Below are 24,042 nucleotides of genomic sequence, written 5' to 3'. Positions count from 1 at the left end.
TCATTGCAGCGCGTAGCGCCGCGAAGGTCGGGCGCCGCGGCATTTCAGAACTTCAACCTGCGCGCGCTGACCTTCGCGCTCGATGCGCAGGCGCAGGCCGGCGATGCTGCTGTGCTCCGCCGCTTCGAGCGGCCGGTACAGCAGGCCGATGCCATCGCCGCTCTCCGCCGCGAGTTGCAGGCGGCGCAAGGCCGTCATGTCGATCCGCGTCTGCCACAGCAGCACCGCACCGGCGCGCGCGCGCAGCAACTGTTCGACCGCCCACAGCGCATCCGCCGTCTGGCGCGGCTCGATCACCAGAATCTGCGGAAGGTGGATGTCGGCCTGCGCCAGCGCCGGCGCATACGGCAGGTACGGCGGACCGACGAGGGCGATGCGGCGGCCACTGCGCGTCAGCTGCGACAGCAGCGGCAATGCCAGCTGCAGCTCACCGACGCCGGGCTGCGGATAGAGGATTTCGCTCAGGGCACCGAGCGGCCAGCCGCCGCCGGGCAGCACCTGGTCCAGCGCACTGTGGCCGGTCGGGACGGCGCGTAATGGCGCGCCGCCCGAGCCCCGCCACAGACGCGGATCGCCCAGCAGGTTGTTGAGCGGAGACGCCGCTGTCATGGCGCCGCCGCCCAGGCTGAACGAAGCTCGCACTGTATGGATATCTGCATATACATACAGTGCTACGGCGAAGGATAACTGTCAATAAACACAGTTGTCCAGCCGCAACCGGCTGGCGGCTGGCCGGCCTCAGGGGGTTTTCAGGGCTTCGGCCAGCCAGTCCAGGGTCTCGCGCCACAGCGTTTCGCGCTGCGATTCGCGGAAATAGCCAAAGTGGCCATAGGTCTTGCCGGGCACGCGGTCGAGATGACGATGCGTCAGCCGTGCCGCGCTGTAGCGCGCATTGAGCGCCTCGACCGCGCGCTTCGAGGCATAGCCGTCGTCCTCGAAGCTGTAGGCCAGCAGCGGAACCTTGAAGCTCGCATACGCGCGGGTATCGAGACCGAAACGTGGGTCGAACAGGTAATCCTTGCGCGAACCCCAGGCCGCCCACTCGCGGACGATGCGTCCCGGCAGATCGATCGATGCAAAGCCGATGCGGCGCGCCGGGAAACGTTCGCCGCGGCCAAGCAGCGGGACGAACACGCGCCACAGCAGTTCGATCTGCAGGCGATCGCGCAGGCCATAGCGACTGCCGTGCGGCAGCGATGCGGCGACCATCACGAAGGCATCGATGTGCTGCGCTTCCGGCGCCAGACCCGGCAGCTGGCCGCCGATGCTGTGGCCGACCAGCGCCAGCTTGTCGGCCTGCAGCTGGGTGCGCGCATAGCGCAGTGCCGCCTGCAGATCGCGTTGACCCCAGTGCGCGAGCTGCAGGTCGCGCGGTGCGACCTGCGGCCCGGCACCATCGATGCCGCGATAGTCGAACACCAGCACGCTGTATCCGGCCTGCGCGAGTGCGTCGGCAAATTTTCTGTAGAACTTGCGCGGCACGCCAAGTGCCGGCGCGATGACGACCGCGCGGCGCGGCTTGCTGTCGGCCGGTAGACGCCAGACCGTCGCCGGCAGCGTCACGCCGTCTTCGCACTGCAGTTCGATGTCTTCGGTCATGTGCTTTTCATGTCGTGGCCTTTTCGCCGAGCATGCCCCAGATGACGGGCAGCAGGCCAACGATGGCGATGATGTCGATGTAAGCCGCGCGTCGCAGTGCGGCGTTGGCGTTGGCGTCCGGCAGCACGAACATCAGGAAGCTGGCCATGCTGATCATCGATGCGGCGATCATCGCCGGCCGCCATGCCGGATCGAAGATCGACCAGACCAGCCCGGCGCCGAGGATCGCGAACAGCACCGCACGATGACGCAGCAGGATCTGCAGGTTCGGTTCGTCCGGACTCACGCCGTACAGCGTCAGCAGGCGCTCGCCGCCGAGCACACCCAGGCCCGGCAGCAGGTGAATGATGCTGACGAAGGCCAGCACGACTTTGGCGAAGACTTCCATGGTTGTTCCTCCCGATGCCGCCTGATGCTGACACCGGCCGCTGCCGGTGTCAGCGTGAAAACTCAGGCATACGCCGGCTGGCGGTTCGGCGCGCCGCTGAGCTGACCGATCAGCAGATAGGCCAGCGGGCCGAACGAGCCGAGGAACACGGTGCCGATCAGGTATGGCCAGACCGTGCGGCCAGTGCGGCGCGCGTCGGCAATCATCCAGGACATTGCCAGCGTGCAGACGATGACCAGATCGGCCAGCACCTGCCAGCCGGCCGCGCTCGCGAGCTGGTATTCGAACAATCCCAGATAGCCGTGCTGCATGATCGAATAACCGGTGAGCACGGCGAAATCGAGCGTGACGAACGCCAGGACAACGGTCAGGACGGTGCGGTTCATATCAATCTCCGGTGGTGGAATGCGCCGCCACTGTGCCGGCCCGGATGCGGCCTCTCAATTACGCCGGAGGTAATCGCTTTGCGGCCGCCGCGTGCCAGAATCCTGGCATGCAAACTCCCGGCTCCGACCTCGCTGCCTTCGGCTCCCTGCTCCGCGATGTGCGCCGTGCGCGTCATCTTTCGCAGCTCGATCTGGCGATGAATGCCGATGTCTCGCAGCGACACCTGAGCTTTCTCGAATCCGGCCGCGCGCGGCCGAGCCGCGAGATGGTCGTGCAGCTCGCACAGGCGCTCGACCTGCCGCTGCGCGAGCGCAACCGTCTGCTCAACAGTGCGGGCTTCGCCGGCATCTATCCGCAGCGCACACTCGAAGCGGCCGACATGCAGCCGGTGCGCGAAGCGCTGGGACTGATGCTGCGTCATCACGAGCCGTATCCGGCCGTTGTCGTCGATCGCGCCTGGAATCTGGTGATGGCGAATGACGCCATGCAGCGCCTGACGGATATGGTCGGCGATCCGGAAGCCATGTGGCAGCGGGTCTGCGGCGATGGTCCGCGCAACATCTTCAAGCTGACCTTCCATCCCGAAGGTCTGCGCCCGATGATCGCCAATCTCGAAGAGATCGCGCCGCCGTTCCTCGCACGCACCGCACGCGAGGCATTGGAACATCCAGAGGTGCAGGACGTACTCGACGAAGTGCTGCGCTATCCCGGCCTGCCGACGAAGCTGCGGCAGATCGATCTGGAAGCGAGCCGCCTGCCGCTGCTGCCGACGCATTTCCGCGTGCACGGCATGGACCTGCGCATGTTCACGACACTGACCACCTTCGGCACACCGCAGGATGTCACCGCCGATGAGCTGCGCGTCGAGAGTTTCTTCCCGGCCGACGAGGCCAGCGCAACATTGCTGCGGATGCTGGCGGGTCAAACCAAGGGAGCTTGAAGATGAGCATGGACAGCACACTCGACTGGCTGGCGCTGTGCAGCGTCATCCTGTTCGCGAAGATGTTCGCGATTTCGCTGTATCAGGGCTGGCATCGCATCGGCCGCGGCAGCTTTCGCAACGTCGAGGATGCGCGCTTCGCCGGGCGCGAGCCGCTGGCGGAAGAACTGCCGGAAGTGCAGCGCGGTGCGCGCGCCTGGGCCAACGATGTCGAGAACATCCCGGTGTTCTTCGCGCTCGGCATCCTGTACGTGATGACCGGCGCATCGGCTGCCGCGGCACCCTGGCTGTTCGGAATTTTCACCGCGGCGCGCATCGGTCATACGCTGTGCTATCTGAATCAGCTGCAGCCCTGGCGCACGCTCAGCTACGGCATCGGCATCGGTTGCCTGATCGGCATGTCGGCGATGATCCTGCGGAGTCTTTAGAAGGCGAAGGGCTCAGTCTTCGGCCGCGATCGCAAGCGGCCGCAGGGGCTGCGCTTGCGCCTGCCAGTCGCGCGCTGCGTCCTGCAGATAGGCGATCCGCTCCGCATCGAGCGGATGCGTCGCCAGAAACGCGGGAACCTTGCCGCCGCGCTGCTCGTGGTACTGCGCAAACATCTCGAATACCGCCGCGCCGCCGCCCGCGTGCCCGTAATGAGCGCGCAAGGCTGCGATTGCCGCTTCATCCGCCGCGCGCTCGGCGCGTCGCGAGTAGCCGCGCTGCACCAGGTTCGCCATGGCGCCGGAAAGGCCGCCCGAATCGCCCGTCAGCAAGGCGGTCGCCAGTACCAGCAAGGACCCGCCCGCCACGCCGGAGATCGGATCGCGCGCGTGGATGTGCGCGATCTCGTGCGCAAGGACCAGAGCCAGCGCATTCTCGCTCGGCATCCGCGCGTACAGCCCCCGGGTGACGACCATGTGCCCGCCGAGTCCGGCAAAGGCATTCGGCTCCGGCAGATCGGCGTAGTGCAGCGTCAGCGGCATGTCTTCAGGCACCGACATGACCGCCGCGAGCTGCGCGGCCAGTTGATCCAGATAGACCTGGATCGCGATGCCGTTCGCGTCATTGGCCGGCAGATCGCGAAAGCCGATGAGGCGATCCTCGCCGGTCCAGCGGCGCTCGACGGAAAATGGAATCTGCCGGGCAAGCCAGCCGCCGGCGACGTACAGCACGGCACCGACCACCGCGAGCGTCAGCGCAAATCCGGCGGCGAGCCGCAGAAATTCCGCGACGGGATTGTCGCGGCCCACATTGATGCCTTCCGGAATCTGCGGGTTTTCGTAGCTCACGCGCGCGGAATCAGCGCCGTGCCGTAAGCCAGAAATTCGGCGGAGAACGACACCTGGCGGCCCGCCATGGCGTCCGCCAGCGACGAGGTCTCGAAGCGGACGTTGAACACCATCGTCGCGCCCAGCTGCCGCGCTTCCTCTTTCATGCGCAGGATAGCCTCGCGGCGGCCGCGGTCCATCAGCGATTCATAAGCGGTCAGGCGGCCACCGAAGATGCTCTTGAGCTGGGCCGCGACGCGCTTGAAGTAATCCTCGGCAATCACGACCGAGCCGACGACCAGACGCGCCTCGCGGAACTCCATGCCGGCCGGCAAATGGCGTTCGTTGAAAACCAGCAGCTCGCGCAGCTCGGCTTCGCGCGTCTGGATCTGGCGGAAGTGGCGTCGTTCGCTGAGGCCGCCGAACAGCAGGCCGACCGCCAGCAGGACAACCAGAAATCCGAGCTGGATCAGGAGTTCCACGCGCTACTCCACGACCACCGCGGTTCCATAGGCCATTACTTCGGCGGCGCCGGAAGCAATGTTCGACGTGGAGAAGCGGATATTGACGACGGCATTGGCGCCGACGCTCTGCGCCTGCTGGACCATGCGGTCGATCGCTTCCTGGCGCGATTCGTTCAGCAGCTCGGTGTAAGCCTTCAACTCGCCGCCGACGAAGTTCTTGAAGCCGGCGAGCAGATCCTTGCCCGCATGTTTGCTGCGCACCGTCGAGCCCTGCACCAGCCCGAGGTGACGGACGACCGTGCGGCCGGGAAGGATTTCGAGGTTGCTGAGTTCCATGGTGGCCCCATTGCGAAAGGAAAACGCTGGCGCTCAGTCTAGGGCCATTCCTTTACAACGGTGAATACAGACGCCGCGGGGCCGTGCCGCTTCAGCCCTAGTCTTCCATCCCCAGCTCTTTGATCTTCCGCGTCAGCGTATTGCGGCCCCAGCCCAATCGCTTCGCCGCCTCCTGACGCTGGCCATGCGTCGCATCGAGCGCGGCTTCGATCATCGTGCGCTCGAATTCCGGCGTGGCGATGTCGAGCACACCGCTCTGGCCGTCGGCGAAAGCCTGCGCCGCCCAGCCGCGCAGCAAGCTGCTCCACTGGCCGTTGCTGGCTTCCTGCATGAACGTCGCCGGCGCTGCTTCGCTGCTGGTGACTGCCGGCGCAGCAGCGGCGACCGGACGCGAAGTCCCCTGCAGCTCAGGCGGCAGATCCTGCAGATGCACGTCCTGACCCGGCGCCATCACGGTCAGCCAGCGGCAGATGTTTTCCATCTGGCGCACGTTGCCCGGCCAGGAGAACTGGCGGAAACGCTGCAGTACGTTCGGCAGCAGGCGCTTGGGTTCGGCCTGCAGTTCTTCCGAGGCGCGCTGCAGGAAGTGACGGGCCAGCTGCGGAATGTCTTCCGGACGCTCACGCAGCGCCGGAATGCGGATACGGATGACGTTGAGGCGGTGATAGAGGTCTTCGCGGAAACGGCCTTCGCGGACCAGCTGATCGAGATCCTGGTGCGTCGCCGCGATGACACGGACGTCGACCTTGATCGGCGCGACACCGCCGACGCGGTAGAACTCGCCGTTCTGCAGCACGCGCAACAGGCGGGTCTGCAGGTCGGCCGGCATGTCGCCGATTTCGTCGAGGAACAGCGTGCCGCCGTCCGCCTGTTCGAAGCGGCCCTTGCGCTGCGTTGCGGCACCGGTGAATGAGCCGCGCTCATGCCCGAAGAATTCGCTTTCGAGCAGATCCTTGGGAATCGCCGCGGTGTTGATCGCGAGGAACGGCCGGTTGTTGCGCGGGCTGGTGACATGCAGCGCGCGCGCAACAAGCTCCTTGCCGGTGCCGGATTCGCCGGTGATCAGCACGGTGATATGCGAATGCGACAGGCGGCCGATGGCACGGAACACGTCCTGCATGGCCGGCGCTTCGCCGATCATCGCCGCGGTCTGCTCCGGCGCAGGCTCGACGTTGGCCTCGCGCTTCTTCGCTGCGCGCCGCACGAGTTCGGCGACGCTGTCGACATCGAAGGGCTTGGGCAGATACTCGAAGGCACCGCCCTTGTACGAAGCGACCGCCGCATCCAGATCGGAATGCGCGGTCATGATGATGACCGGCAGGTCCGGATGCGCTTCGCGCACGCGCTGCATCAGCGTCAGACCGTCGACGCCGGGCATGCGGATGTCGCTGATCAGGACGTCGGGCTGCGAATCGGCGATGGCGTCCTGCAGTTCGGCGGCGCCCGGGAAACTGGTGACACGCATGCCGTCACGTGCGAGCGATTTCTCCAGCACCCAGCGGATCGACTCGTCGTCGTCCACGATCCAGACGTTAATCGCACTCATGGGGATTCCAGCGGCAGGTAAATGGTGAATACGGTGCAGCCCGGCCGGCTCCTGCATTCGATGAGCCCTCCGTGGCTGTGGATCAGATACTGAGCAATCGGCAGGCCAAGTCCGGTGCCTTCCGGCCGGGTTGTCACCATCGGAAAGAAGATCTTCTCGAGCATGACCGCCGGAATGCCGGGGCCGCTGTCCTCGATGTCGATCTGCGCGACCAGCTTGTGGCGCAGCGCGGCGATCGTGAACTGGCGTTTGGTGCGCGTGCGCAAGGTGATCGTGCCTTCGCCGTCGAGCGCCTGCAGGCCGTTGCGCAGAATGTTGAGCACGGCCTGGATCAGCTGCTCGCGGTCGGCGTCGAGGTCCGGGATGCTCGGGTCGTAGTCGCGCAGCACGGAGACATCCGCCGGCGCTTCGGCCTGCACCAGCTGGCGCACGTGCTCGAGCACTTCATGCACGTTGAGGCGCGCCTTCTGCGGCGGGCGGTTGGGCCCGAGCATGCGGTTGACGAGGTTCTGCAGGCGATCGACCTCGCGGATGATCACCGTCGTATATTCGCGATGGCCGTCGTCCGGGTATTCGCGCTCCAGCAGCTGCGCCGCGCCGCGAATGCCGCCGAGCGGATTCTTGATCTCGTGCGCCATGCCGCGGATCAGCTGGCGGCTGGCGTCGAAGGTCGCGTGCAGTTGTTCGTCGCGCGAGATACGCAGATGACGGTCCAGCGCATGCAGCTCCAGCAGCAGGCCCGGACGCTTGCCGCCGGCGAAGAACGGCGTGACCGTCCAGTCGACGGTGACATTGCCCTCGCCGTTGCGGCTCAGCTCGGTCTCGCGCTCGATGAAGCCGGTCGTCAGCCGCAGCGCGTCCAGCAGGCGCGGCTCGTGTGGTTTGAAATGGGGCACCGCTTCGGCCAGCGGGGCACCGAGGACCATGCGCCGCGAAATGCCGAACAGGCTCTCGCATGCGGAGTTGAGGATGGTCACGTGCAGCTGCTCGTCCACGGCGATCACGGCCGCGGTCATGCCGTCCAACGCTTCGTCAGCCGTCACCCGGCTTCTGGAAACCAATCTCATGGGCGTTGCCATCGCAAGATACAGGCCACGGCCCCAGCCGGGGTCCCGGCGCTCAGGCTAGCTCAAGCGGTGAAAAGTTGCACCGATTTGGTGCGCGCAGATGGTGCAGGCAGACCTACTTTGGTGCGCTGACAATGAAGGCCGTTTCCGCGGACCGGGCCACCTCGCGGCCCCGGGCGTCGAGCACCGCGACACTGACCTTGTGCGGACCGATCGTCATCAAGGGCATCAGCACGCTGAGCTTGTCGACCGGAGCCTGGGTCATCGCCGCGCCGTCGAGGTAGTACATCAGGCCAAAGCCGGTGACGAGGCCCGGCATGACATTGGCGGCGGCCACCGCGCGGTCGGCGCCGATGCGGAATTCCTGGCCAGGCGTCGGAGATTCGATGCTGACCGCAAAACGGGCCGCCTCGCGCAGCGCTTCCTCGGTGTAGAAGACCCGTGCTCCGGAGGAGCTGCCGCTGGAAATGCTGCCGGACAGCGGCGGCAGCTTGACCGGCTTGTCGCCCTTCTTCGGCGGCTTGTCGGTGTAACGGATGCTGCCGTCCGGCTGGACCTGCTTGTAGACCTCGTCGGCCAGCGCGGGGCTGCCGAACAGCAAGGCAAGGAGGACGAGGCAGCGGATCATGCGCGAAGCATAGCGGAGACCCGGGGACCGCTGGCGCGCCGGGACACCTGCCCCGGGTTTCACCCGGGCTACGGGTTTTTCGTATCGAGCAAAAAGAAACCCCGCCGGAGCAGGGTTTCTTTTGCATAGCCAGACGCCGATTACAGCGAGTAGTACATCTCGAACTCGATCGGGTGCGTGGTCATGCGGAAGCGCGTGACTTCCTGCATCTTCAGCTCGATGTAAGCGTCGATGAGGTCGTCGGTGAAGACGCCGCCGCGGGTCAGGAACTCGCGATCCTTGTCGAGTGCGTCCAGCGCCATGTCGAGGCTGTGGCAAACGCGCGGGATCTTCTTGTCCTCTTCCGGCGGCAGATGGTAGAGATCCTTGTCCGAGGCTTCGCCCGGGTGGATCTTGTTCTGGATGCCGTCGAGGCCGGCCATCATCATCGCGGCGAACGCGAAGTACGGGTTGGCGGTCGAGTCCGGGAAGCGCACTTCGATGCGGCGGCCCTTCGGGTTCGCCACGTACGGAATGCGGATCGAAGCCGAACGGTTGCGCGCCGAGTAGGCGAGCATGACCGGCGCTTCGAAGCCCGGCACCAGGCGCTTGTAGCTGTTGGTGCCCGGATTGGTGAAGGCGTTGAGCGCCTGCGCGTGCTTGAGGATGCCGCCGATGTAGTACAGCGCGGTTTCCGACAGGCCGCCGTACTTGTCACCGGAGAACAGGTTCTTGCCGTCCTTCGACAGCGACTGGTGGACGTGCATGCCCGAACCGTTGTCGCCAACGATCGGCTTCGGCATGAACGTCGCCGTCTTGCCGTAGGAGTGGGCCACGTTCTGGACGACGTACTTGAGCTTGAGTACTTCGTCAGCCTTCTTGGTCAGGGTGCCGAACTTCACGCCGATTTCGCACTGACCGGCAGTGGCGACTTCGTGGTGATGGACTTCGACCGGCATGCCGACCGCTTCGAGCGTGGTGCACATCGCCGAACGGATGTCCTGCAGGGCATCGACCGGCGGAACCGGGAAGTAGCCGCCCTTGACGCCAGGACGGTGACCGATGTTGCCGGTCTCGTAATGCTTGCCCGAGTTCCAGGCGGCGTTCTCTGCATCGATCTCGACGAAGCAGCCCTTCATGCCGGAATCCCAGCGGATGCTGTCGAAGACGAAGAATTCGTTTTCCGGGCCGAAGAAGGCGGTGTCGGCGATGCCGGTCGACTTCAGATAGGCCTCGGCGCGCTTGGCGAGCGAGCGCGGATCGCGCGAGTAGCCTTCGCCGGTAGCCGGCTCGATGACGTTGCAGGAGATCACCAGGGTGGTGTCCTCGAAGAACGGATCGATGAAGGCCGTGCTCGGGTCCGGCATCAGGATCATGTCGGACTCATTGATGCCCTTCCAGCCGGCGATCGACGAGCCGTCGAACATCTTGCCTTCGGTGAACAGCTCTTCTTCGATCGTGTGGGCCGGAACGGTGACGTGCTGTTCCTTGCCGCGCGTATCGCAGAAGCGGAAGTCGACATACTTGACCTCCTGTTCCTTGATCGTCTTGAGTACATCATTACCCGACATGGGTCTCTCCTAAGGGACGGTGATTGGTGCGCTGCGAGCCACCCCGCAAAGCGTGCGCCAAAATGAAGCACGTTCCATGCCACAGCGCGGGGCGCGAAGGGCGGGGTGCGGCGGGTGGGGGCGCTATCGTATCAGTCGGGCTAGGCGGCAGCATCCCGCGCCAAAAACGGCGCAGCGGCGGGCGATGCCGCCGCTATACACCCGCGGATCAGGATGCGATCAGGCCGATCAGGCCTGAATGCAGGCCGCGACCGCCGCCTCGTAAGCCGGCGTGACCTTTTCCTTGTCGCTCAGGGTGATGCCCAGATCGCGCAGGCGGCCGTCGCTGAGACCGTAGACCCAGCCATGCACGGTCAGCTCCTGACCGCGCGCCCAGGCGTCTTCGACAACCGTGGTCTGCGCCACGTGGGTGACCTGCTCGATGACATTGAGTTCGCACAGGCGGTCATGCCGCTGCTGATCGTCGGTGATCTTGTCGAGGCGGTGGTGGTGGCGGTCGGCAATGTCGCGGACATGCCGCAGCCAGTTGTCGGCAATGCCGATGCGGCGCTGATGCATCGCCGCGTGCACGCCGGAGCAGCCGTAATGGCCGACAACCATGATGTGCTTGACCTGCAGGATGTCGACCGCGAACTGCATCACCGACAGGCAGTTGAAGTCGGTGTGGACGACGACGTTGGCGACGTTGCGATGGACGAAGACCTCGCCCGGCGGCAGACCCAGGATTTCGTTGGCCGGTACGCGCGAGTCGGCGCAGCCGATCCACAGGTAGTCGGGCCGCTGCTGCGACGCAAGGCGGCGGAAGAACTGCGGATCCTGATCGAGCCGCGACCGCGCCCATTCCAGGTTGTTGTCGAACAATATTTTGAGTGAGCTCATGGCGGCGCAACTATACCGGTCATCGTGGCCGTGTCGCACGCAGGTTTTCCCTCAAAACCCGGGCTTGCGGCGACCGGTTGATATACTCGCGCCCCCACATGACATGACGCTTTTTCGAGCGCGGCCTTTCGATGACTCTGACGTTCCAGGATCTGATTCTCAAGCTGCAGACCTTCTGGGCCAGCCAGGGCTGCGTCATCGTCCAGCCGATGGACATGGAGATGGGCGCCGGCACCTTCCACTGGGCGACCTTCCTGCGCGCCGTCGGCCCCGAGCCCTGGAACACCGCTTATGTGCAGCCGAGCCGCCGCCCGACCGACGGCCGCTACGGCGAAAACCCCAACCGCCTGCAGCATTACTATCAGTTCCAGGTGCTGATGAAGCCGTCGCCACCGAACATCCAGGAGCTGTATCTGGAATCGCTGAAGATGCTCGGCTTCGATCCGCTGACCCACGACATCCGCTTCGTCGAGGACAACTGGGAATCGCCGACCCTCGGCGCCTGGGGCCTCGGCTGGGAAGTCTGGCTCAACGGCATGGAAGTCACCCAGTTCACCTACTTCCAGCAGGTCGGCGGCATCGAGTGCCGGCCGGTCGCCGGCGAGATCACCTACGGCCTCGAACGACTGGCGATGTACATCCAGAAAAAGGAATCGATCTACGATCTGGTCTGGTCCGAGCAGAAGCTCGAGGACGGCAGCGTGCGCGTCGTGACCTATGGCGATGTCTATCACCAGAACGAAGTCGAGCAGTCGCATTACAACTTCTCGCATGCCGACACCGCCGCGCTGTTCGAGCGTTTCAGCAAGGCCGAGGCCGAAGCCCAGCATCTGCTGAGCCTGCCGACGCCGCTGCCGCTGCCCGCCTACGAGCGGACGATCCAGGCTTCGCATGCGTTCAACCTGCTCGATGCGCGCGGCGCGATCTCGGTCACCGAGCGCCAGGCCTACATCCTGCGCGTGCGCACGCTGGCGCGCGGCTGCGCCGAGGCTTACTACAACGCCAGAGCGAAGATCGTCGGCTTCGAGCCGTTGAAGGCCGCGTAGGCGTTCACGCCATGATCCTGATCGGCATGTTCGATTCGCCGTTCGTGCGCCGCGTCGCGGTCAGCATGAAGCTGCTCGGCGTCGGCTTCGAACATCGCAACTGGTCGGTCGGCAAGGATCAGGCGGAGATTCGCAAGTACAACCCGCTCGGCCGCGTGCCGACGCTGGTGCTCGACGACGGCGATGCGCTTGCCGAATCGTTTGCAATCCTGGATTTCCTCGACCAGAGCGTCGGTCCCGCCAGAGCGCTGCTGCCGACCAGTGGCCGCGAACGGCGCGATGCGCTGCAACTGATGTCGCTCGCCAGCGGCGCGGCGGAGAAAGGCGTCACCCAGCTTTACGAGGGCGTTTTCCGCCCGGCGGAAAAGCGCCATGAACCCTGGGTTGCGCGCTGCGCCGAGCAGATGCATGGCAGCCTGCAGCAACTTGAGCTGCAATGCGCGAAAGCCGGCACCTGGCTGGTCGGCGGCCGCATGACGCAAGCCGACGTCACCAGCGCCACCGCGTATACCTTCCTCAACGACGCGCTGGCTTTCGATAGCGGGCTGTATCCGTCGCTGCACGCCCTTGCCCAGCGCTGCGAAGCCCTGCCGGCTTTTACCGAGACGCGAGTGGCGTTTTTCAGACCGCAGCCGACGACGTAGAGCCTGCCGGCATTGCAACTTGCCAGCTTTCGCCGGCGCACCCAATTTCTGCACAATTTCTTCAGCTACGGCTCAGCCGATTCTCCGCAACATCCGCTCATCGCAATCCGCGATGGAGCCAGTGCCATGAACAGAATCCTGAAAGCCGCCAGTGTGCTGCTCGCGTTGTGGGCCGGTAGTGCGACGGCCGCCAACGTCGGCGTATCGATCAATATCGGTGACCCCGGCTATTACGGGCGCATCGATCTTGGCTACGCACCGCAGCCTCAATTGATTTACGCGCAGCCGGTGATCGTCGGCCGCCCGGTCGCTTACGGGGCGCCGCTGTATCTGCGTGTACCGCCGGGCCATCGCAATCGCTGGGATCGCCATTGCGGCTACTACCAGGCCTGCGGCGTGCCGGTGTACTTCGTGCAGGATCGTTGGTACGACCGGGTCTACGTGCCGGCCTATCGTGAACGCCACGTCCGCTACTACCGCGACAGCGGCCATGGCCATCGCGACCATCACGATCACGACCGTGGTCATGGGCGTGGGCATGATCGGGGGCATGGTCGAGGCCACGATCGCGGCAATGGCCGCCACGACGATCGACGCGGAGACCGCCATCAGGACGTCCGTTACGATCGCGACGATCGCCGCGGGCGCCACTGACGCCGCGCCAGTCGTCCAGTAACGAACAAGGGCGTGAGCCGGATTCCGGCTCACGCCCTTTTTGCTTTCCACCGGCGCCGGCTTACTTCAGATCGAAGCGATCCAGGTTCATCACCTTGGTCCAGGCCGCAACGAAGTCGCGGACGAACTTCTCCTGCGCATCGACGCTGGCATACACCTCGGCCACTGCACGCAGCTGCGCATTCGAGCCGAACACCAGATCGGCACGCGTACCGGTCCAGCGCTTCTCGCCGCTCTTGCGATCACGGCCCTCGAAGAGATCCTGATGCTCCGAGACGGATTTCCAGGCCGTTCCCATGTCGAGCAGGTTGACGAAGAAGTCGTTGGTCAGCTGCCCGGGACGCTGGGTGAGTACGCCGTCCCGGGCCTGGCCTGCATTGGCACCCAGCACGCGCAGGCCGCCAACCAGCACCGTCATCTCCGGTGCGCTCAGCGTCAGCAGCTGCGCGCGGTCGACCAGCAGCGCCTCGGTGGAAATCGCCGACGGTGCCTTCTGATAATTGCGGAAACCGTCGGCCAGCGGCTCAAGCACGGCGAAGGATTCGACGTCGGTCTGCGCCTGTGTCGCATCCATGCGCCCCGGCGCGAACGGCACCGTCACGGCGTGCCCGGCATTCTTCGCCGCCAACTCCACGGCGGCGCTGCCCGCGAGCACGATGAGATCGGCCAGCGACACCTTCTTGCCGCCGGATGCCGCCGCGTTGAAGCCGCTCTGGATGCCTTCAAGTACCTTCAGTACCTTCGCCAGTTGCTGCGGCTGGTTGACCGCCCAGTCCTTCTGCGGCGCCAGACGGATGCGCGCGCCGTTGGCACCGCCGCGCATGTCGGAACCGCGGTAGGTCGACGCCGAGGCCCAGGCCGTCGAGACGAGTTCCGCAACGCTCAGGCCGGACGCGAGGATCTTCGCCTTCAGCGCGGCGATGTCCTGCGCGTCGATCAGCGGGTGATCGAGTGCCGGAATCGGGTCCTGCCACAGCAGCTCTTCGCCCGGCACTTCGGGGCCGAGGTAGCGGGCGCGCGGGCCCATGTCGCGATGGGTCAGCTTGAACCAGGCGCGCGCGAACGCGTCGGCGAACTGATCCGGGTGCTCGAAGAAGCGCCGCGAGATTTTCTCGTAGGCCGGATCGAAGCGCAGCGACAGATCCGTCGTCAGCATCGTCGGCAGTTTCTTCTTCGACGCGTCGTGGGCGTCGGGAATGATCGCTTCGGCATTCTTCGCGACCCACTGGTGCGCGCCGGCGGGGCTCTTCGTCAGCGCCCACTCGAACTTGAAGAGGTTCTCGAAGAAGTTGTTGCCCCACTTCGTCGGCGTCGTCGTCCAGGTGACTTCGAGGCCGCTGGTGATCGCATCGGCACCCAGGCCGCTGGCATGCGTGCTGGCCCAGCCGAAACCCTGCGCGGCCAGATCGCCGCCTTCCGGCTCGACACCGACCAGCCCCGCATCGCCGGCGCCATGGGTCTTGCCGAAGGTGTGGCCGCCGGCAATCAGCGCGACGGTTTCCTCGTCGTCCATCGCCATGCGCGCGAAGGTCTCGCGGATGTCCTTCGCAGCCGCCAGCGGGTCGGGATTGCCGTTCGGGCCTTCCGGGTTGACGTAGATCAGGCCCATCTGCACGGCGCCGAGCGGATTTTCCAGCACGCGCTCGCCGGAGTAGCGCGTCTCGGCGCCCAGCCAGGCTTTCTCGGCGCCCCAATAGACATCCTGGTCCGGCTCCCAGACATCGGCGCGGCCGCCGGCGAAGCCGAAGGTCTTGAAGCCCATCGATTCGAGCGCGACGTTGCCGGTCAGGATCATCAAATCGGCCCAGGAAATCTTCTGGCCATACTTTTGCTTGATCGGCCACAGCAGGCGCCGCGCCTTGTCGAGATTGCCGTTGTCCGGCCAGCTGTTGAGCGGCGCGAAACGCTGCTGGCCGCGGCCACCGCCTCCGCGTCCGTCACCGGTGCGGTAGGTGCCGGCGCTGTGCCAAGCCATGCGGATGAAGAACGGCCCGTAGTGGCCGAAATCCGCGGGCCACCACTCCTGCGAATCGGTCATCAAGGCCCGCAGATCCTCTTTGACTGCCTTGAGGTCCAGGCTCTTGAACGCCGCGGCGTAGTCAAAACCGGCGCCCAGCGGATCGGACTTGGTCGAGTGCTGGTGCAGCAGATCGAGGCGCAGCTGCTTGGGCCACCAGTCGCGGTTGGCGGTGCCGCTGCCGGCGCTGGTGTGGAATGGGCATTTGCCTTCGTTGGCCATGGGCTTTCTCCTGTGGTCTTGAATTCGACGGTCTAACTATCGCGCGGGATTGCAACGGATTGGAGGCATCCTGCACGCATCCGCTCCATAATAGAAATTGATTGTTCCAAACCAGTTCATAGCTATTAGATATTCACGGGTCGCCGCCGCAACGCACGGCCGACCTCTGCGGCAGTTGGCGGGAAACCCAACGATCACGGAGAATTGCGCGCTCTTTTGAAGACCCCATCCCATGTCGCGCGATCTCCTGCTTGAAATCGGCACCGAAGACCTCCCGGCACGCTATGTCGTGCCTCTGGCTGAAGCCCTAAGCCAGGGCATTGCCGGCGGTCTGTCGCGCCGCGGCGTCGCGCTCGGCGCCAGCCAGACTTTCGCAACGCCGCGCCGCATCGCCGTGCGCCTCACCGGCGTTGCCGCCGAACAGCCGGAACAGGTCATCGAGCGCAGCGGCCCGGCCCTGAACGCCGCGCTGAAAGATGGCCAGCCGACGCCGGCGGCGCTGGGCTTCGCCAAATCCTGCGGCGTCGAGTTCTCGGCCATCGGCCAGAAGGACGGCAAGCTGCACTACACGAAGACGGCACCGGGCCGCGCGACGCAAGAACTGCTGCCGGAGATTTTCGAGGAAACCCTCAAGCAGATGGACGAGCTGGTGCCCAAGCGCATGCGCTGGGGCTCGGGCACGGAAACCTTCGTGCGCCCGGTCAAGTGGATCGTCTGCCTGTTCGGTAGCGAGCGCGTGCCGCTGCAGCGCTTCGGCATCCGCTCCGCCGCGCAGACTTTCGGCCATCGCTTTCACGCACCCGAGGCGATCGTCGTCAACTCGCCGGACGAGTACGAAGCCAAGCTGCGCGCCGCCAAGGTCTGGGCCGACGTGGCCAGCCGCAAGGCGGAAATCCGCCGACAGATCGAAGCCGAGGCGCTGCGCCTGAAAGGCCATGCGCGCATCACCGAGGATCTGCTCGACGAAGTGACGGCACTGGTCGAATGGCCGACCGCCATCACCGGTCATTTCGAAGAACGCTTCCTTGAGCTGCCGCCTGAGGTGATCGTCGCGACGGTCGAAACCAATCAGCGTTATTTCACGGTGTTCAGCGACGCCGCGATGACGCAGCTGACGAATGCCTTCATCACCGTCTCCAACATCGAGTCGCGCGACGTCAGCCAGGTCATCACCGGCAACGAACGCGTGGTTCGTCCGCGCCTGACCGATGCCTTGTTCTTCTGGCAGCAGGATCTACTGCAACCGCTGGCGGCCAACAGCGAGAAGCTGGCGAGCGTCACCTTCCAGAAGGATCTCGGCAGCACCGGCGCCCGCATCGCAAGACTGCAGGCGCTGGCCAAGCACATCGCCGCCGCGCTGAAGCGCGGGGCCGAAGCCGAGCGCGCGGCGCTGCTGTGCAAGAACGATCTCGTCAGCAAGATGGTGTACGAGTTCCCGGAACTGCAGGGCATCATGGGCGGCTACTACGCCGTGAAGTCCGGCGACAGCGCCGCCGTCGGTCGCGCGATCCGCGAACACTATCTGCCGACGCAGCAGGGCACGCCGATTCCGTCGACCGTCGAAGGCCAGATCGTCGCGCTGAGCGACAAGCTCGATGCGCTGGCCGGCATCTTCGCGATCGGTCAGAAGCCGACTGCCAGCAAGGACCCTTATGCACTGCGCCGCGCTGCACTCGGCATCGTGCGCATCTGCATCGAAGCCGGCCTGGCGCTCGATGTCCGCGACCTGCTGAACGCAGCGCTGAGCGCGCAGCCGGCCGGCAAGCGCGATGAGGAAACGCTCAAGGCCCTCGTCGACTTCGTCATGGAGCGCCTGCGTGCCTGGCTCGTCGGCCAGACCATCGACGGTCGCAGCGTCAGCGTCGAGACATTTGAGTCGGTCGCCGCGATGGGCATCCTGCAGCCCTACGATTTCCACCAGCACCTGCTCGCCGTGCATGCCTTCGTCGCAGATCCGGCAGCGCCGAATCTTGCTGCAGCCAACAAGCGCGCGCGCAATATCCTCAAGCAGGCCGGCGCGGTCACGAGCACAGTCGACGCCAAGCTGTTCGCCGAAGATGCCGAGCGCGCGCTGTTCGCCAAGCTCGTCGAGCTGGAGGCACTGAACGCGAAGACCGCCGACTACCGCACGCAGCTGCTGAATCTCGCCAGCCTGCGCGAACCGGTCGATGCGTTCTTCGACAAGGTCATGGTCAATGCCGACGATGCCGCGGTGCGCGCCAATCGCCTGGCCTTGCTGGCGCGGCTCGATGCCTTGTGCCGGTCGGTGGCCGATCTGTCGCAGCTGCCGGGCTGAGCGCGAATCGGGTTGAATCGGGGTAGAGTCGAGGCATGAAGATCGTCATCCTCGACCGCGACGGCGTCATCAACGAAGCCTCGCCCGAACGCGTCAAATCGGTCGCGGAACTGCGGCCGATTCCGGGCAGCATCGAAGCCGTCGCCAAGCTGAGCCAGGCTGGCTTCCGCGTCTTTCTCGCCAGCAATCAACCGGGCCTCAGCCAGGGCCTGTTCGACTACGACGCGTTCTGCGCGATGAACGATCGCCTGCAGCAACTGCTCGCGGAATTCGGCGGCCGCCTCGACGGCATCGCTTTCGCGCCGGACGATCCGGAGACACCGACGCCGATGCGCAAGCCCGCGCCCGGCATGATTCTCGACATCGCGCGGCGACTGAATGTCAGTGCCGAATTGATTCCCGTGGTTGGCGATTCATGGCGCGATATCGCGGCGGCACGCGCGGCCAAGGCGCGGCCGGTGCTCGTGCGCACCGGTCACGGACGCGCAACGGAAGCCGAGCATTTGAGTGAACTGCGCGGCGTGGCGATCTACGACAACCTCGCGGCGTTTGCGACCGCATTGATCGCGGCACAGCACGCGCTGCCTGCGGTACCGCAGGGGTTTCACTAAAAAGCTACGGCTGCGGCTGGCGCGCCTGGCCGTTCCAGGGATGATCGCCGAGGCGGAAGTACAGCGGCGCCTCGTCCGGCAGGTTCTTTTCCAGCCAGGTCAGCATGTCGGCCCAGATGCGTTGCTGCTGTTGCGGTGTCGGCATGATGCCGGCATGCGGCAGCTCCAGCGTGATGACCGGGATGCCGATGTTTATGCCGGCGAAGTTGCCGAGCGAGCCCGGATACGTACCGAGCTGGTGCAGATGTAGATAGCCGAAACGATCCGGCGGATCGCGCGGGCCATCGAAGTCGAGCACGCCATAGGGCGCGTGCACCGAGACGATGGCATCCGGCTTGTAGCGTTCGATCTCGCGCACGAGCATCCGCGTTTCGGCTTCGGACAGCGCCTGCTTGCCGGGATAGCGGCGCGGGTCGCTGTGCGTGCGCTCTTCCCAGTATTGCTGGGCCTTGGCGGTCCAGTCCTGGGTCGGGAAGTTGCGGTTGAGGTCGACGCCGTTGGCGTTCATCCGGGTCGAAGGCTTGGCAAGCAGGCCGTCCGGATTCGTGCAGGGCATGACGCGCCAGTGGAAAGGCTGGAAGCGCGCTTTCTCGAGCTGGTCCATCCAGCGGAACACGATGCTGATCGACGACAGTTCGTCGCCGTGGATGCCGCCGATCATCAGCACGCGCTTGGGGACCGTACGACGCGAGGTCGGCGCGTAATCGCGGTAGAGCAGCGGCAGACCCTGCGAACTTGAACCCGACACCGCCTGCAGTTTCGACTGCTTGCAGTGGTCGATGCCCACGCTCTGCAGGCGCTCACCGATCAGCTCGCAGGCCATGTCCACCGTCGCCAGCGGCACCTCGACGTTCCCGGCGGAAGACTGAGCTTGAGCCGTCGCGCTCAGTACAACAAAAAGCCCGGCGAGTAGCCGGGCTCCGCGGTGTCGAGGGAACGGCTTAACGCTTCGCACGTTCCTTGCGCACCTTCTCGACCAGCATGTCGATCACTTCCGTCACTTCCTTGAAGCCACCGGCCATCGCGGCGCTGGTCATGTACTTGCCGCCGACGATGATCGTCGGCACGCCGGTCACGCCGTAGGTCATCGCCAGCTGTTCGGCCTTGCGGGTCCGCGAGTCGACGGCGAAGCCGGTCAGCGTGGACTTGGCGACGTCCGGCATGACGCCGGCGACGGTGTTGAACGCCTGGGCAACCTGGTCGTCGGTCGCCAGCGGGTTGTGCTTGTTCTGGATCAGGTCGAACAGCGCCGGATGCATCTTGTCGAACACGTTCAGCGCTTCAGCCGCATAGAAGGCCTTGGCATGGACGCGACCGACAGGACGGCCGAGGGTGGCCGGATAGCGGACGAAATCGACATCGCTGGCGCGGGTCTTTTCCCAGGCGTTGATCGTCGGATCGAACGCGTAGCAGTGCGGGCAGCCGTACCAGAAGAACTCGGCGACTTCGATGCGCTTGGCGTCGGCCGGGGCCTGCGCTTCGCGGACGGCCTTGTAGTTCTTGCCTTCCACATACTTGCTGCTGTCCTCGGCGGAACAGGCGAACGCCATCAGGCTCAACGCCGCTGCCGACACTACACGAATGATCGAACGCATCTTGGTTCCTTTACTGGAGGCCGTTCACGTATGACGCGAGCGCTTCGATCTCGGCGTCCGTGAGCTTGCCTGCGACCGTCGCCATCGTCTTCAAGTTCCCGTCCGGGAGCTCGGCTTTCGACAGCTCGCGGAAATCGCGGAGGACCTTGGCGGCATAGGTCGCGTGCTGGCCACCGAGGCGCGGGTAGGCGGAACCGGCAACGCCAGCTCCGGTAGGCAGATGGCAGGCGGCGCAGGCCGGCAGGCCGCGCGCGGCATCGCCGCTACGATAGATTTTCTGCGCGCTGGCGACCGCAGCCTCGCTGGCGACGCCAGGGCTGAACGGCTGGGCAGCGAAATAGGCGGCGAGGTCGCGCATGTCCTGCTCGGACAGCGCCGCGGCCTGGGCGCCCATCACCGGATCCTTGCGGACGCCGGACTTGAAGTCCTGCAACTGTCTGAAGATGTACTTGGAACCCTGGCCGGCCAGCTTGGGCCATGCCGGGTTGCTGCTCTTGCCGGCAGGGCCGTGGCAAGCCGAGCAGACCGCCGCCTTGGCGGCGCCGGCTTCGGCGCTCCCCTGGGTGAACGGGTCATGGGCCGTTTCGGTGGCCAGTGCCATGGAGGGCACGGCCATCGGGATGCACAGCGCTGCCGCCAGCAAAACACGCTTCATTTTGTATCGACTCCAAGGGTCACGGCCCGCGCCGGCCGGGCTGGTCCCGAGCCCATGGCCGCGCGGCGAGGTTTGATCAGTCCGCGATTCTACATGGCCTTATGCGTTATTGGCACGCCGAGGAGTGGGTCCGCTATGCTGTTACGCGTTTATAAACTTAAGTCCAATGAAGCCCAAACCGGTCAATCCTTTCGCAGGAGCGCGCTTTCTCCTGTCCTGCGCCGGACTTGAGCAACTGCCGGAAGACGCGGTGCCCGAGTTCGCCTTTGCCGGCCGCTCCAATGCCGGCAAATCCAGTGCGCTCAACCGTTTGTGCGGGCATAACGCCCTGGCGCGCGTCAGCAAGACCCCCGGCCGTACCCAGCTGATCAATCTGTTCGAGATTCCCGGCGGCCGTTTCGCGGACCTGCCAGGCTACGGCTATGCCAAGGTCTCAAAGGCGCAGCGCGAATCCTGGGGCGAGCTGATTGGCGCCTATCTCGAGTCCCGCCAGAACCTCACCGGCATCGTCCTGATCATGGATGTGCGCCACCCGATGACGCATTTCGATACGGACATGCTCGACTGGGCGGTCCGCGCCGGCCTTGCCTGCCACCTGGTGCTGACCAAGGCCGACAAGCTGAGTTTCGGCGCTTCCAAGAATGTGCTGCTCGGCGTCCAGCGCTCGCTGCCCAAGCTGAGCAATGTGACGATCCAACTGTTCTCGTCCGAGACCGATGTCGGCATCGATGAATTTCGCGAGCGTGCCGCAGGCATGCTTCGTGCCCCCACCGGGCAACCTGCAGCATCTTGACGGAACGTTCTCATGGGCTTGAAGAGCACGCTGGCGCAGAATCTCGGAACCCGACGGGCACGCTGGCTCACCGATTGGGCCGTCGCGACCCTGATCGGCGCCGCGCTCAGCGTCGCCCTGGTTTTTGGCCTGTTCAGGCCGCAGCTTGCTGACGACGGCAGCAATGCCGCAGCGCTGATGCTCGGGCTGGCGCTGACGCTAGCCGCCGGCCTCCTCGTCGTCGCGATACTGACCTGGCGTCGAGCCGTGATGCGCCCTCTGCTGGCCTGGCCCGCCAAGCTGCGCCAGCGTCGCGCCCGCCGCGGTCAGACGGCCGCCAAGACCGCCGCGGCCACGACGGCAGACAGTCAGGCGCTGATCAAGCGGACCGAGCAGCTCAATGCGATGGCGCAACTCAATCGCGCGATGCGCGAGAAGATGGCCCTGCTCGACGGCAGCCGCCAGGTCAGCCTGCGCTTGCGCGACGCGGCGCTGAGCACGACGCTCGACGCGGTCCTGCTGACGGATCAGGCCGGTGTCATCCTCGGCGTGAGCCCGGCGACGGCGACCATGCTGCGCGCACCGCGCGAGAGCGTCGTCGGCAAGAACTTCGACGACATCGTGCCGCTGTTCGAGGACAGCGGCGTGCTCGATACGACGCGCCCGCTGCGCGACTTTCTCAAGCGCGTGATCGGTTCGCGCTCGGCGATTCCGCTGATCCAGCAGGCCACCGTCGTCAATCAGGAAAACGAGCCGCTGCCGGTATTCATCACCGCCGGCGCGGTGCTCGACGCGAACGGCCAGGCGCTCGGTTGCACCGTGCGGCTGGCACGTGCCGACAAGGCGGATGCCGGCAAGCCGCAGGCTGCGCAGAATGCAATCTCGGACGCCGATCTGTTGGGCTGGAGCAACATGCTGCTGTCGCGCGAGCCGTTCGAGCGCCGCCTGACCGAACTGATCGGCGAGGCCACGCGCTCCGGCACGCCGCACACGCTGCTGTTCCTGCGCATCGACGATCTGGAAGGCATCAATGCGCGCGCCGGCTACATGGCCGGCGAGCAGGCGCTATCGCAGGCCGCGAAGAATTTCTCGATGGCGCTGGTCGATTCGGGCACCGGTTATCGCTATTCCAACAACCGCTTCGCGGCGCTGGTCACCGGCCACGACGAGGAGTTTGCCAAGGAGTTGTCGGAGCGCATCCGTCAGCATGCCGAGAGCAATCCGCTGGTCTGGGAAGGCAAGCCGATCAAGTGCACCTTCAGCATCGCCGTGCTGCCGATCAACCGCGAGACCACCGACAGCGCACGCTTGCTGGCGGCTGCGGAGAATCTGCTTGCCGATGCGCGCAACAGCGGCGGCAACCGCACGCAGCAGCAGAGCACCGACGAGAAGACGATCTCGCGCCGCCGCGACGACAAGACCTGGCTGGAGTGGCTGCTGCCGCGCCTCGACAACGGCAAGGCGCATCTGATTTCGCAGGAAGTGCATGCCTTGGCCGGCGGCCCGCCGCAGATGCTCGAGTTCTTCATCCGCGTCGAGGACGACGACGGTGTCTGGCTCGAGCCGGGCTACTACCTGCCGGCGATCGAACGCCTCAACCAGGCGCCGAAGATCGACCTGTGGGTCATCAAGAGCCTGCTGCGTGCGATGGATCAGAATCCCGAGGCGCTGCAGAAGCACCGCATGTTCAGCGTCAATCTCTCGGCGCAGTCGATCCTCGATCCGAAGTTTGCGAACGCAGTGTTCGACCTGCTGGCCGAAACCGCCATGCCGATGAAGCAGCTCTGCTTCGAGATCGACGAGCTGTTCGCGATCAGCCACAGCGATGTCGTGCAGCGTTTCACCGACATGCTGCGCCCCAGCGGCGTGGCATTCGCGCTCGACCGCTGCCATACGACGATGGGCATCACGCAGTTGCGTCACCTGCCGATCGACTACATGAAGATCCACCCCAGCGTCACACGCAACATCGAGACCGACGAGCTGGAGCGTCGCCATCTGGCTTGGCTGTGCGACGCCGCCCACCTGCTCGGCCGCAAGGCCGCCGCGATCAACATCGAATCCGCCGCCGCGTTGCCGGTACTGCGCAAGGCCGGCGTCGATTTCGTGCAGGGCAGCGCCGTCAACAAGATGGGCTCGGTGATGATCTAGCCGGCCCGCGCGGCCGGAATCCCTGCGAGAACAGACGGGCAATAAAAAAGCCCGGCGACTTGGGGGGAAGTCACCGGGCCGTATCCGGCTTTGGGGGGTGCCGGATCCGCCCAGGGGGAGGGGCGGGGAACGGGACAGGGGATATCGCCGTTCAAGTGTTTAGATAGGGTCGCTCAAACGAAGTTCAATAGCCCTACCCGAAAGATGACAGTACGGGTAGGAAAGGCCCGCGAAACTGTCCAATGGCTGAACGGAACGACGCCGTTCCAGCGCCGGAAACTTTAACTTTCGGTTTCCGTCCAAGACCCAATAAAAAGCAGC

General features: G+C 65.2%; 25 protein-coding genes. 9 read left to right on the top strand and 16 right to left on the bottom strand.

Features of this window, described 5'->3' with window-relative positions; all coding sequences use genetic code 11:
• From imuA to AC3WUF_RS01690, 4 genes are all read right to left on the bottom strand, one after another.
• Entirely contained in the window at nucleotides 1-609 is a 609-nt protein-coding gene (imuA, locus tag AC3WUF_RS01705) for a translesion DNA synthesis-associated protein ImuA (protein WP_492421788.1), read from the bottom strand.
• Between the two features lie 129 nt (nucleotides 610-738).
• Nucleotides 739-1,599 (bottom strand): alpha/beta hydrolase family protein, encoded by an 861-nt coding sequence (locus tag AC3WUF_RS01700; protein ID WP_492421786.1) that lies wholly within the window; start codon nucleotides 1,597-1,599, stop codon nucleotides 739-741.
• 7 nt (nucleotides 1,600-1,606) lie between these two features.
• Nucleotides 1,607-1,987 carry a phosphopantetheine adenylyltransferase gene (locus AC3WUF_RS01695; protein WP_492421784.1) on the bottom strand — a complete coding sequence of 127 codons (381 nt, stop codon included), beginning with the start codon at nucleotides 1,985-1,987 and terminating at the stop codon, nucleotides 1,607-1,609.
• Nucleotides 1,988-2,049: 62 nt separating this feature from the next.
• Entirely contained in the window at nucleotides 2,050-2,373 is a 324-nt protein-coding gene (locus AC3WUF_RS01690) for a DUF2834 domain-containing protein (protein ID WP_492421782.1), read from the bottom strand.
• 107 nt (nucleotides 2,374-2,480) lie between these two features.
• Here AC3WUF_RS01690 and AC3WUF_RS01685 point away from each other — a divergent pair, with 107 nt between their 5' ends.
• A complete protein-coding gene (locus tag AC3WUF_RS01685; RefSeq protein WP_492421780.1) occupies nucleotides 2,481-3,314 on the top strand; it encodes a helix-turn-helix domain-containing protein in 834 nt (277 codons plus the stop codon).
• Nucleotides 3,315-3,322: 8 nt separating this feature from the next.
• Nucleotides 3,323-3,742 carry an MAPEG family protein gene (locus AC3WUF_RS01680; protein WP_492421778.1) on the top strand — a complete coding sequence of 140 codons (420 nt, stop codon included), beginning with the start codon at nucleotides 3,323-3,325 and terminating at the stop codon, nucleotides 3,740-3,742.
• Between the two features lie 12 nt (nucleotides 3,743-3,754).
• Here the strand turns inward: AC3WUF_RS01680 and AC3WUF_RS01675 are convergent, their stop codons facing one another.
• The 8 genes from AC3WUF_RS01675 to can form a co-directional block, all read right to left on the bottom strand.
• Nucleotides 3,755-4,588 (bottom strand): M48 family metallopeptidase, encoded by an 834-nt coding sequence (locus tag AC3WUF_RS01675; protein ID WP_492421776.1) that lies wholly within the window; start codon nucleotides 4,586-4,588, stop codon nucleotides 3,755-3,757.
• Nucleotides 4,585-5,049, bottom strand: a complete 465-nt coding sequence (locus tag AC3WUF_RS01670) for a YbjQ family protein (RefSeq protein ID WP_492421774.1) — start codon at nucleotides 5,047-5,049, stop codon at nucleotides 4,585-4,587. The genes AC3WUF_RS01675 and AC3WUF_RS01670 overlap by 4 nt, the downstream gene beginning before the upstream one ends.
• A gap of 3 nt (nucleotides 5,050-5,052) precedes the next feature.
• Nucleotides 5,053-5,367 carry a YbjQ family protein gene (locus tag AC3WUF_RS01665; protein ID WP_492421772.1) on the bottom strand — a complete coding sequence of 105 codons (315 nt, stop codon included), beginning with the start codon at nucleotides 5,365-5,367 and terminating at the stop codon, nucleotides 5,053-5,055.
• Between the two features lie 97 nt (nucleotides 5,368-5,464).
• Nucleotides 5,465-6,913, bottom strand: a complete 1,449-nt coding sequence (ntrC, locus tag AC3WUF_RS01660) for a nitrogen regulation protein NR(I) (RefSeq protein WP_492421770.1) — start codon at nucleotides 6,911-6,913, stop codon at nucleotides 5,465-5,467.
• Nucleotides 6,910-7,956: a nitrogen regulation protein NR(II) gene (glnL, locus tag AC3WUF_RS01655; protein ID WP_492421768.1), complete on the bottom strand. Its 1,047-nt coding sequence runs from the start codon at nucleotides 7,954-7,956 to the stop codon at nucleotides 6,910-6,912. Before glnL ends, ntrC begins: the two co-directional genes overlap by 4 nt.
• A 139-nt stretch (nucleotides 7,957-8,095) precedes the next feature.
• Nucleotides 8,096-8,608 carry a DUF4124 domain-containing protein gene (locus AC3WUF_RS01650; protein ID WP_492421766.1) on the bottom strand — a complete coding sequence of 171 codons (513 nt, stop codon included), beginning with the start codon at nucleotides 8,606-8,608 and terminating at the stop codon, nucleotides 8,096-8,098.
• Nucleotides 8,609-8,748: 140 nt separating this feature from the next.
• Nucleotides 8,749-10,158: a glutamate--ammonia ligase gene (gene glnA / locus AC3WUF_RS01645; RefSeq protein ID WP_492421764.1), complete on the bottom strand. Its 1,410-nt coding sequence runs from the start codon at nucleotides 10,156-10,158 to the stop codon at nucleotides 8,749-8,751.
• 228 nt (nucleotides 10,159-10,386) lie between these two features.
• Nucleotides 10,387-11,037 carry a carbonate dehydratase gene (gene can / locus AC3WUF_RS01640; protein ID WP_492421762.1) on the bottom strand — a complete coding sequence of 217 codons (651 nt, stop codon included), beginning with the start codon at nucleotides 11,035-11,037 and terminating at the stop codon, nucleotides 10,387-10,389.
• 131 nt (nucleotides 11,038-11,168) lie between these two features.
• Between can and glyQ the strand changes: the two genes are divergently transcribed.
• The 3 genes from glyQ to AC3WUF_RS01625 all read left to right on the top strand — a co-directional run bounded on the left by glyQ (nucleotide 11,169) and on the right by AC3WUF_RS01625 (nucleotide 13,381).
• Nucleotides 11,169-12,083 carry a glycine--tRNA ligase subunit alpha gene (gene glyQ, locus AC3WUF_RS01635; protein ID WP_492421760.1) on the top strand — a complete coding sequence of 305 codons (915 nt, stop codon included), beginning with the start codon at nucleotides 11,169-11,171 and terminating at the stop codon, nucleotides 12,081-12,083.
• Nucleotides 12,084-12,094: 11 nt separating this feature from the next.
• Entirely contained in the window at nucleotides 12,095-12,727 is a 633-nt protein-coding gene (locus tag AC3WUF_RS01630) for a glutathione S-transferase family protein (protein WP_492421758.1), read from the top strand.
• 126 nt (nucleotides 12,728-12,853) lie between these two features.
• On the top strand, nucleotides 12,854-13,381 hold the full coding sequence (locus tag AC3WUF_RS01625) for a hypothetical protein (protein WP_492421756.1): 528 nt from the start codon (nucleotides 12,854-12,856) through the stop codon (nucleotides 13,379-13,381).
• 82 nt (nucleotides 13,382-13,463) lie between these two features.
• On the opposite strand, the gene katG is transcribed toward AC3WUF_RS01625, so the two are convergent.
• Nucleotides 13,464-15,641 (bottom strand): catalase/peroxidase HPI, encoded by a 2,178-nt coding sequence (gene katG / locus AC3WUF_RS01620; RefSeq protein WP_492421754.1) that lies wholly within the window; start codon nucleotides 15,639-15,641, stop codon nucleotides 13,464-13,466.
• A gap of 232 nt (nucleotides 15,642-15,873) precedes the next feature.
• On the opposite strand from katG, the gene glyS reads away from it, so the two are divergent.
• Nucleotides 15,874-17,937 (top strand): glycine--tRNA ligase subunit beta, encoded by a 2,064-nt coding sequence (glyS, locus tag AC3WUF_RS01615; protein ID WP_492421752.1) that lies wholly within the window; start codon nucleotides 15,874-15,876, stop codon nucleotides 17,935-17,937.
• A 35-nt stretch (nucleotides 17,938-17,972) separates the two neighbouring features.
• Nucleotides 17,973-18,548, top strand: a complete 576-nt coding sequence (locus AC3WUF_RS01610) for a D-glycero-alpha-D-manno-heptose-1,7-bisphosphate 7-phosphatase (RefSeq protein ID WP_492421750.1) — start codon at nucleotides 17,973-17,975, stop codon at nucleotides 18,546-18,548.
• A gap of 4 nt (nucleotides 18,549-18,552) precedes the next feature.
• On the opposite strand, the gene AC3WUF_RS01605 is transcribed toward AC3WUF_RS01610, so the two are convergent.
• The 3 genes from AC3WUF_RS01605 to AC3WUF_RS01595 form a co-directional block, all read right to left on the bottom strand.
• Nucleotides 18,553-19,392: a M14 family murein peptide amidase A gene (locus AC3WUF_RS01605; RefSeq protein WP_492421748.1), complete on the bottom strand. Its 840-nt coding sequence runs from the start codon at nucleotides 19,390-19,392 to the stop codon at nucleotides 18,553-18,555.
• Between the two features lie 97 nt (nucleotides 19,393-19,489).
• Entirely contained in the window at nucleotides 19,490-20,143 is a 654-nt protein-coding gene (locus AC3WUF_RS01600) for a thiol:disulfide interchange protein DsbA/DsbL (RefSeq protein ID WP_492421746.1), read from the bottom strand.
• 10 nt (nucleotides 20,144-20,153) lie between these two features.
• On the bottom strand, nucleotides 20,154-20,798 hold the full coding sequence (locus tag AC3WUF_RS01595) for a c-type cytochrome (protein WP_492421744.1): 645 nt from the start codon (nucleotides 20,796-20,798) through the stop codon (nucleotides 20,154-20,156).
• Between the two features lie 166 nt (nucleotides 20,799-20,964).
• Between AC3WUF_RS01595 and yihA the strand changes: the two genes are divergently transcribed.
• The gene (yihA, locus tag AC3WUF_RS01590) at nucleotides 20,965-21,591 is read left to right on the top strand and encodes a ribosome biogenesis GTP-binding protein YihA/YsxC (protein WP_492421742.1); all 627 of its coding nucleotides are present in this window, start codon (nucleotides 20,965-20,967) and stop codon (nucleotides 21,589-21,591) included.
• Nucleotides 21,592-21,603: 12 nt separating this feature from the next.
• On the top strand, nucleotides 21,604-23,721 hold the full coding sequence (locus AC3WUF_RS01585) for an EAL domain-containing protein (protein ID WP_492421740.1): 2,118 nt from the start codon (nucleotides 21,604-21,606) through the stop codon (nucleotides 23,719-23,721).
• Nucleotides 23,722-24,042: the final 321 nt, after the last annotated feature.

It is taken from the genome of Fontimonas sp. FW305-C-3, assembly GCF_058783185.1.
The sequence above is the reverse complement of the archived record's forward strand: the minus strand, read 5'-3'. Positions and strand labels throughout refer to the sequence as shown.

Coding starts and splice junctions, on each gene's coding strand:
- AC3WUF_RS01595 (WP_492421744.1), bottom strand. CDS start 20,798: ATGAAGCGTGTTTTGCTGGCGGCAGCGCTGTGCATCCCGATGGCCGTG.
- glnA (WP_492421764.1), bottom strand. CDS start 10,158: ATGTCGGGTAATGATGTACTCAAGACGATCAAGGAACAGGAGGTCAAG.
- yihA (WP_492421742.1), top strand. CDS start 20,965: ATGAAGCCCAAACCGGTCAATCCTTTCGCAGGAGCGCGCTTTCTCCTG.
- AC3WUF_RS01690 (WP_492421782.1), bottom strand. CDS start 2,373: ATGAACCGCACCGTCCTGACCGTTGTCCTGGCGTTCGTCACGCTCGAT.
- AC3WUF_RS01665 (WP_492421772.1), bottom strand. CDS start 5,367: ATGGAACTCAGCAACCTCGAAATCCTTCCCGGCCGCACGGTCGTCCGT.
- can (WP_492421762.1), bottom strand. CDS start 11,037: ATGAGCTCACTCAAAATATTGTTCGACAACAACCTGGAATGGGCGCGG.
- AC3WUF_RS01695 (WP_492421784.1), bottom strand. CDS start 1,987: ATGGAAGTCTTCGCCAAAGTCGTGCTGGCCTTCGTCAGCATCATTCAC.
- AC3WUF_RS01680 (WP_492421778.1), top strand. CDS start 3,323: ATGGACAGCACACTCGACTGGCTGGCGCTGTGCAGCGTCATCCTGTTC.
- AC3WUF_RS01610 (WP_492421750.1), top strand. CDS start 17,973: ATGAAGATCGTCATCCTCGACCGCGACGGCGTCATCAACGAAGCCTCG.
- AC3WUF_RS01585 (WP_492421740.1), top strand. CDS start 21,604: ATGGGCTTGAAGAGCACGCTGGCGCAGAATCTCGGAACCCGACGGGCA.
- katG (WP_492421754.1), bottom strand. CDS start 15,641: ATGGCCAACGAAGGCAAATGCCCATTCCACACCAGCGCCGGCAGCGGC.
- AC3WUF_RS01625 (WP_492421756.1), top strand. CDS start 12,854: ATGAACAGAATCCTGAAAGCCGCCAGTGTGCTGCTCGCGTTGTGGGCC.
- AC3WUF_RS01630 (WP_492421758.1), top strand. CDS start 12,095: ATGATCCTGATCGGCATGTTCGATTCGCCGTTCGTGCGCCGCGTCGCG.
- imuA (WP_492421788.1), bottom strand. CDS start 609: ATGACAGCGGCGTCTCCGCTCAACAACCTGCTGGGCGATCCGCGTCTG.
- AC3WUF_RS01700 (WP_492421786.1), bottom strand. CDS start 1,599: ATGACCGAAGACATCGAACTGCAGTGCGAAGACGGCGTGACGCTGCCG.
- AC3WUF_RS01650 (WP_492421766.1), bottom strand. CDS start 8,608: ATGATCCGCTGCCTCGTCCTCCTTGCCTTGCTGTTCGGCAGCCCCGCG.
- AC3WUF_RS01685 (WP_492421780.1), top strand. CDS start 2,481: ATGCAAACTCCCGGCTCCGACCTCGCTGCCTTCGGCTCCCTGCTCCGC.
- AC3WUF_RS01600 (WP_492421746.1), bottom strand. CDS start 20,143: ATGCGTTCGATCATTCGTGTAGTGTCGGCAGCGGCGTTGAGCCTGATG.
- ntrC (WP_492421770.1), bottom strand. CDS start 6,913: ATGAGTGCGATTAACGTCTGGATCGTGGACGACGACGAGTCGATCCGC.
- glyQ (WP_492421760.1), top strand. CDS start 11,169: ATGACTCTGACGTTCCAGGATCTGATTCTCAAGCTGCAGACCTTCTGG.
- glyS (WP_492421752.1), top strand. CDS start 15,874: ATGTCGCGCGATCTCCTGCTTGAAATCGGCACCGAAGACCTCCCGGCA.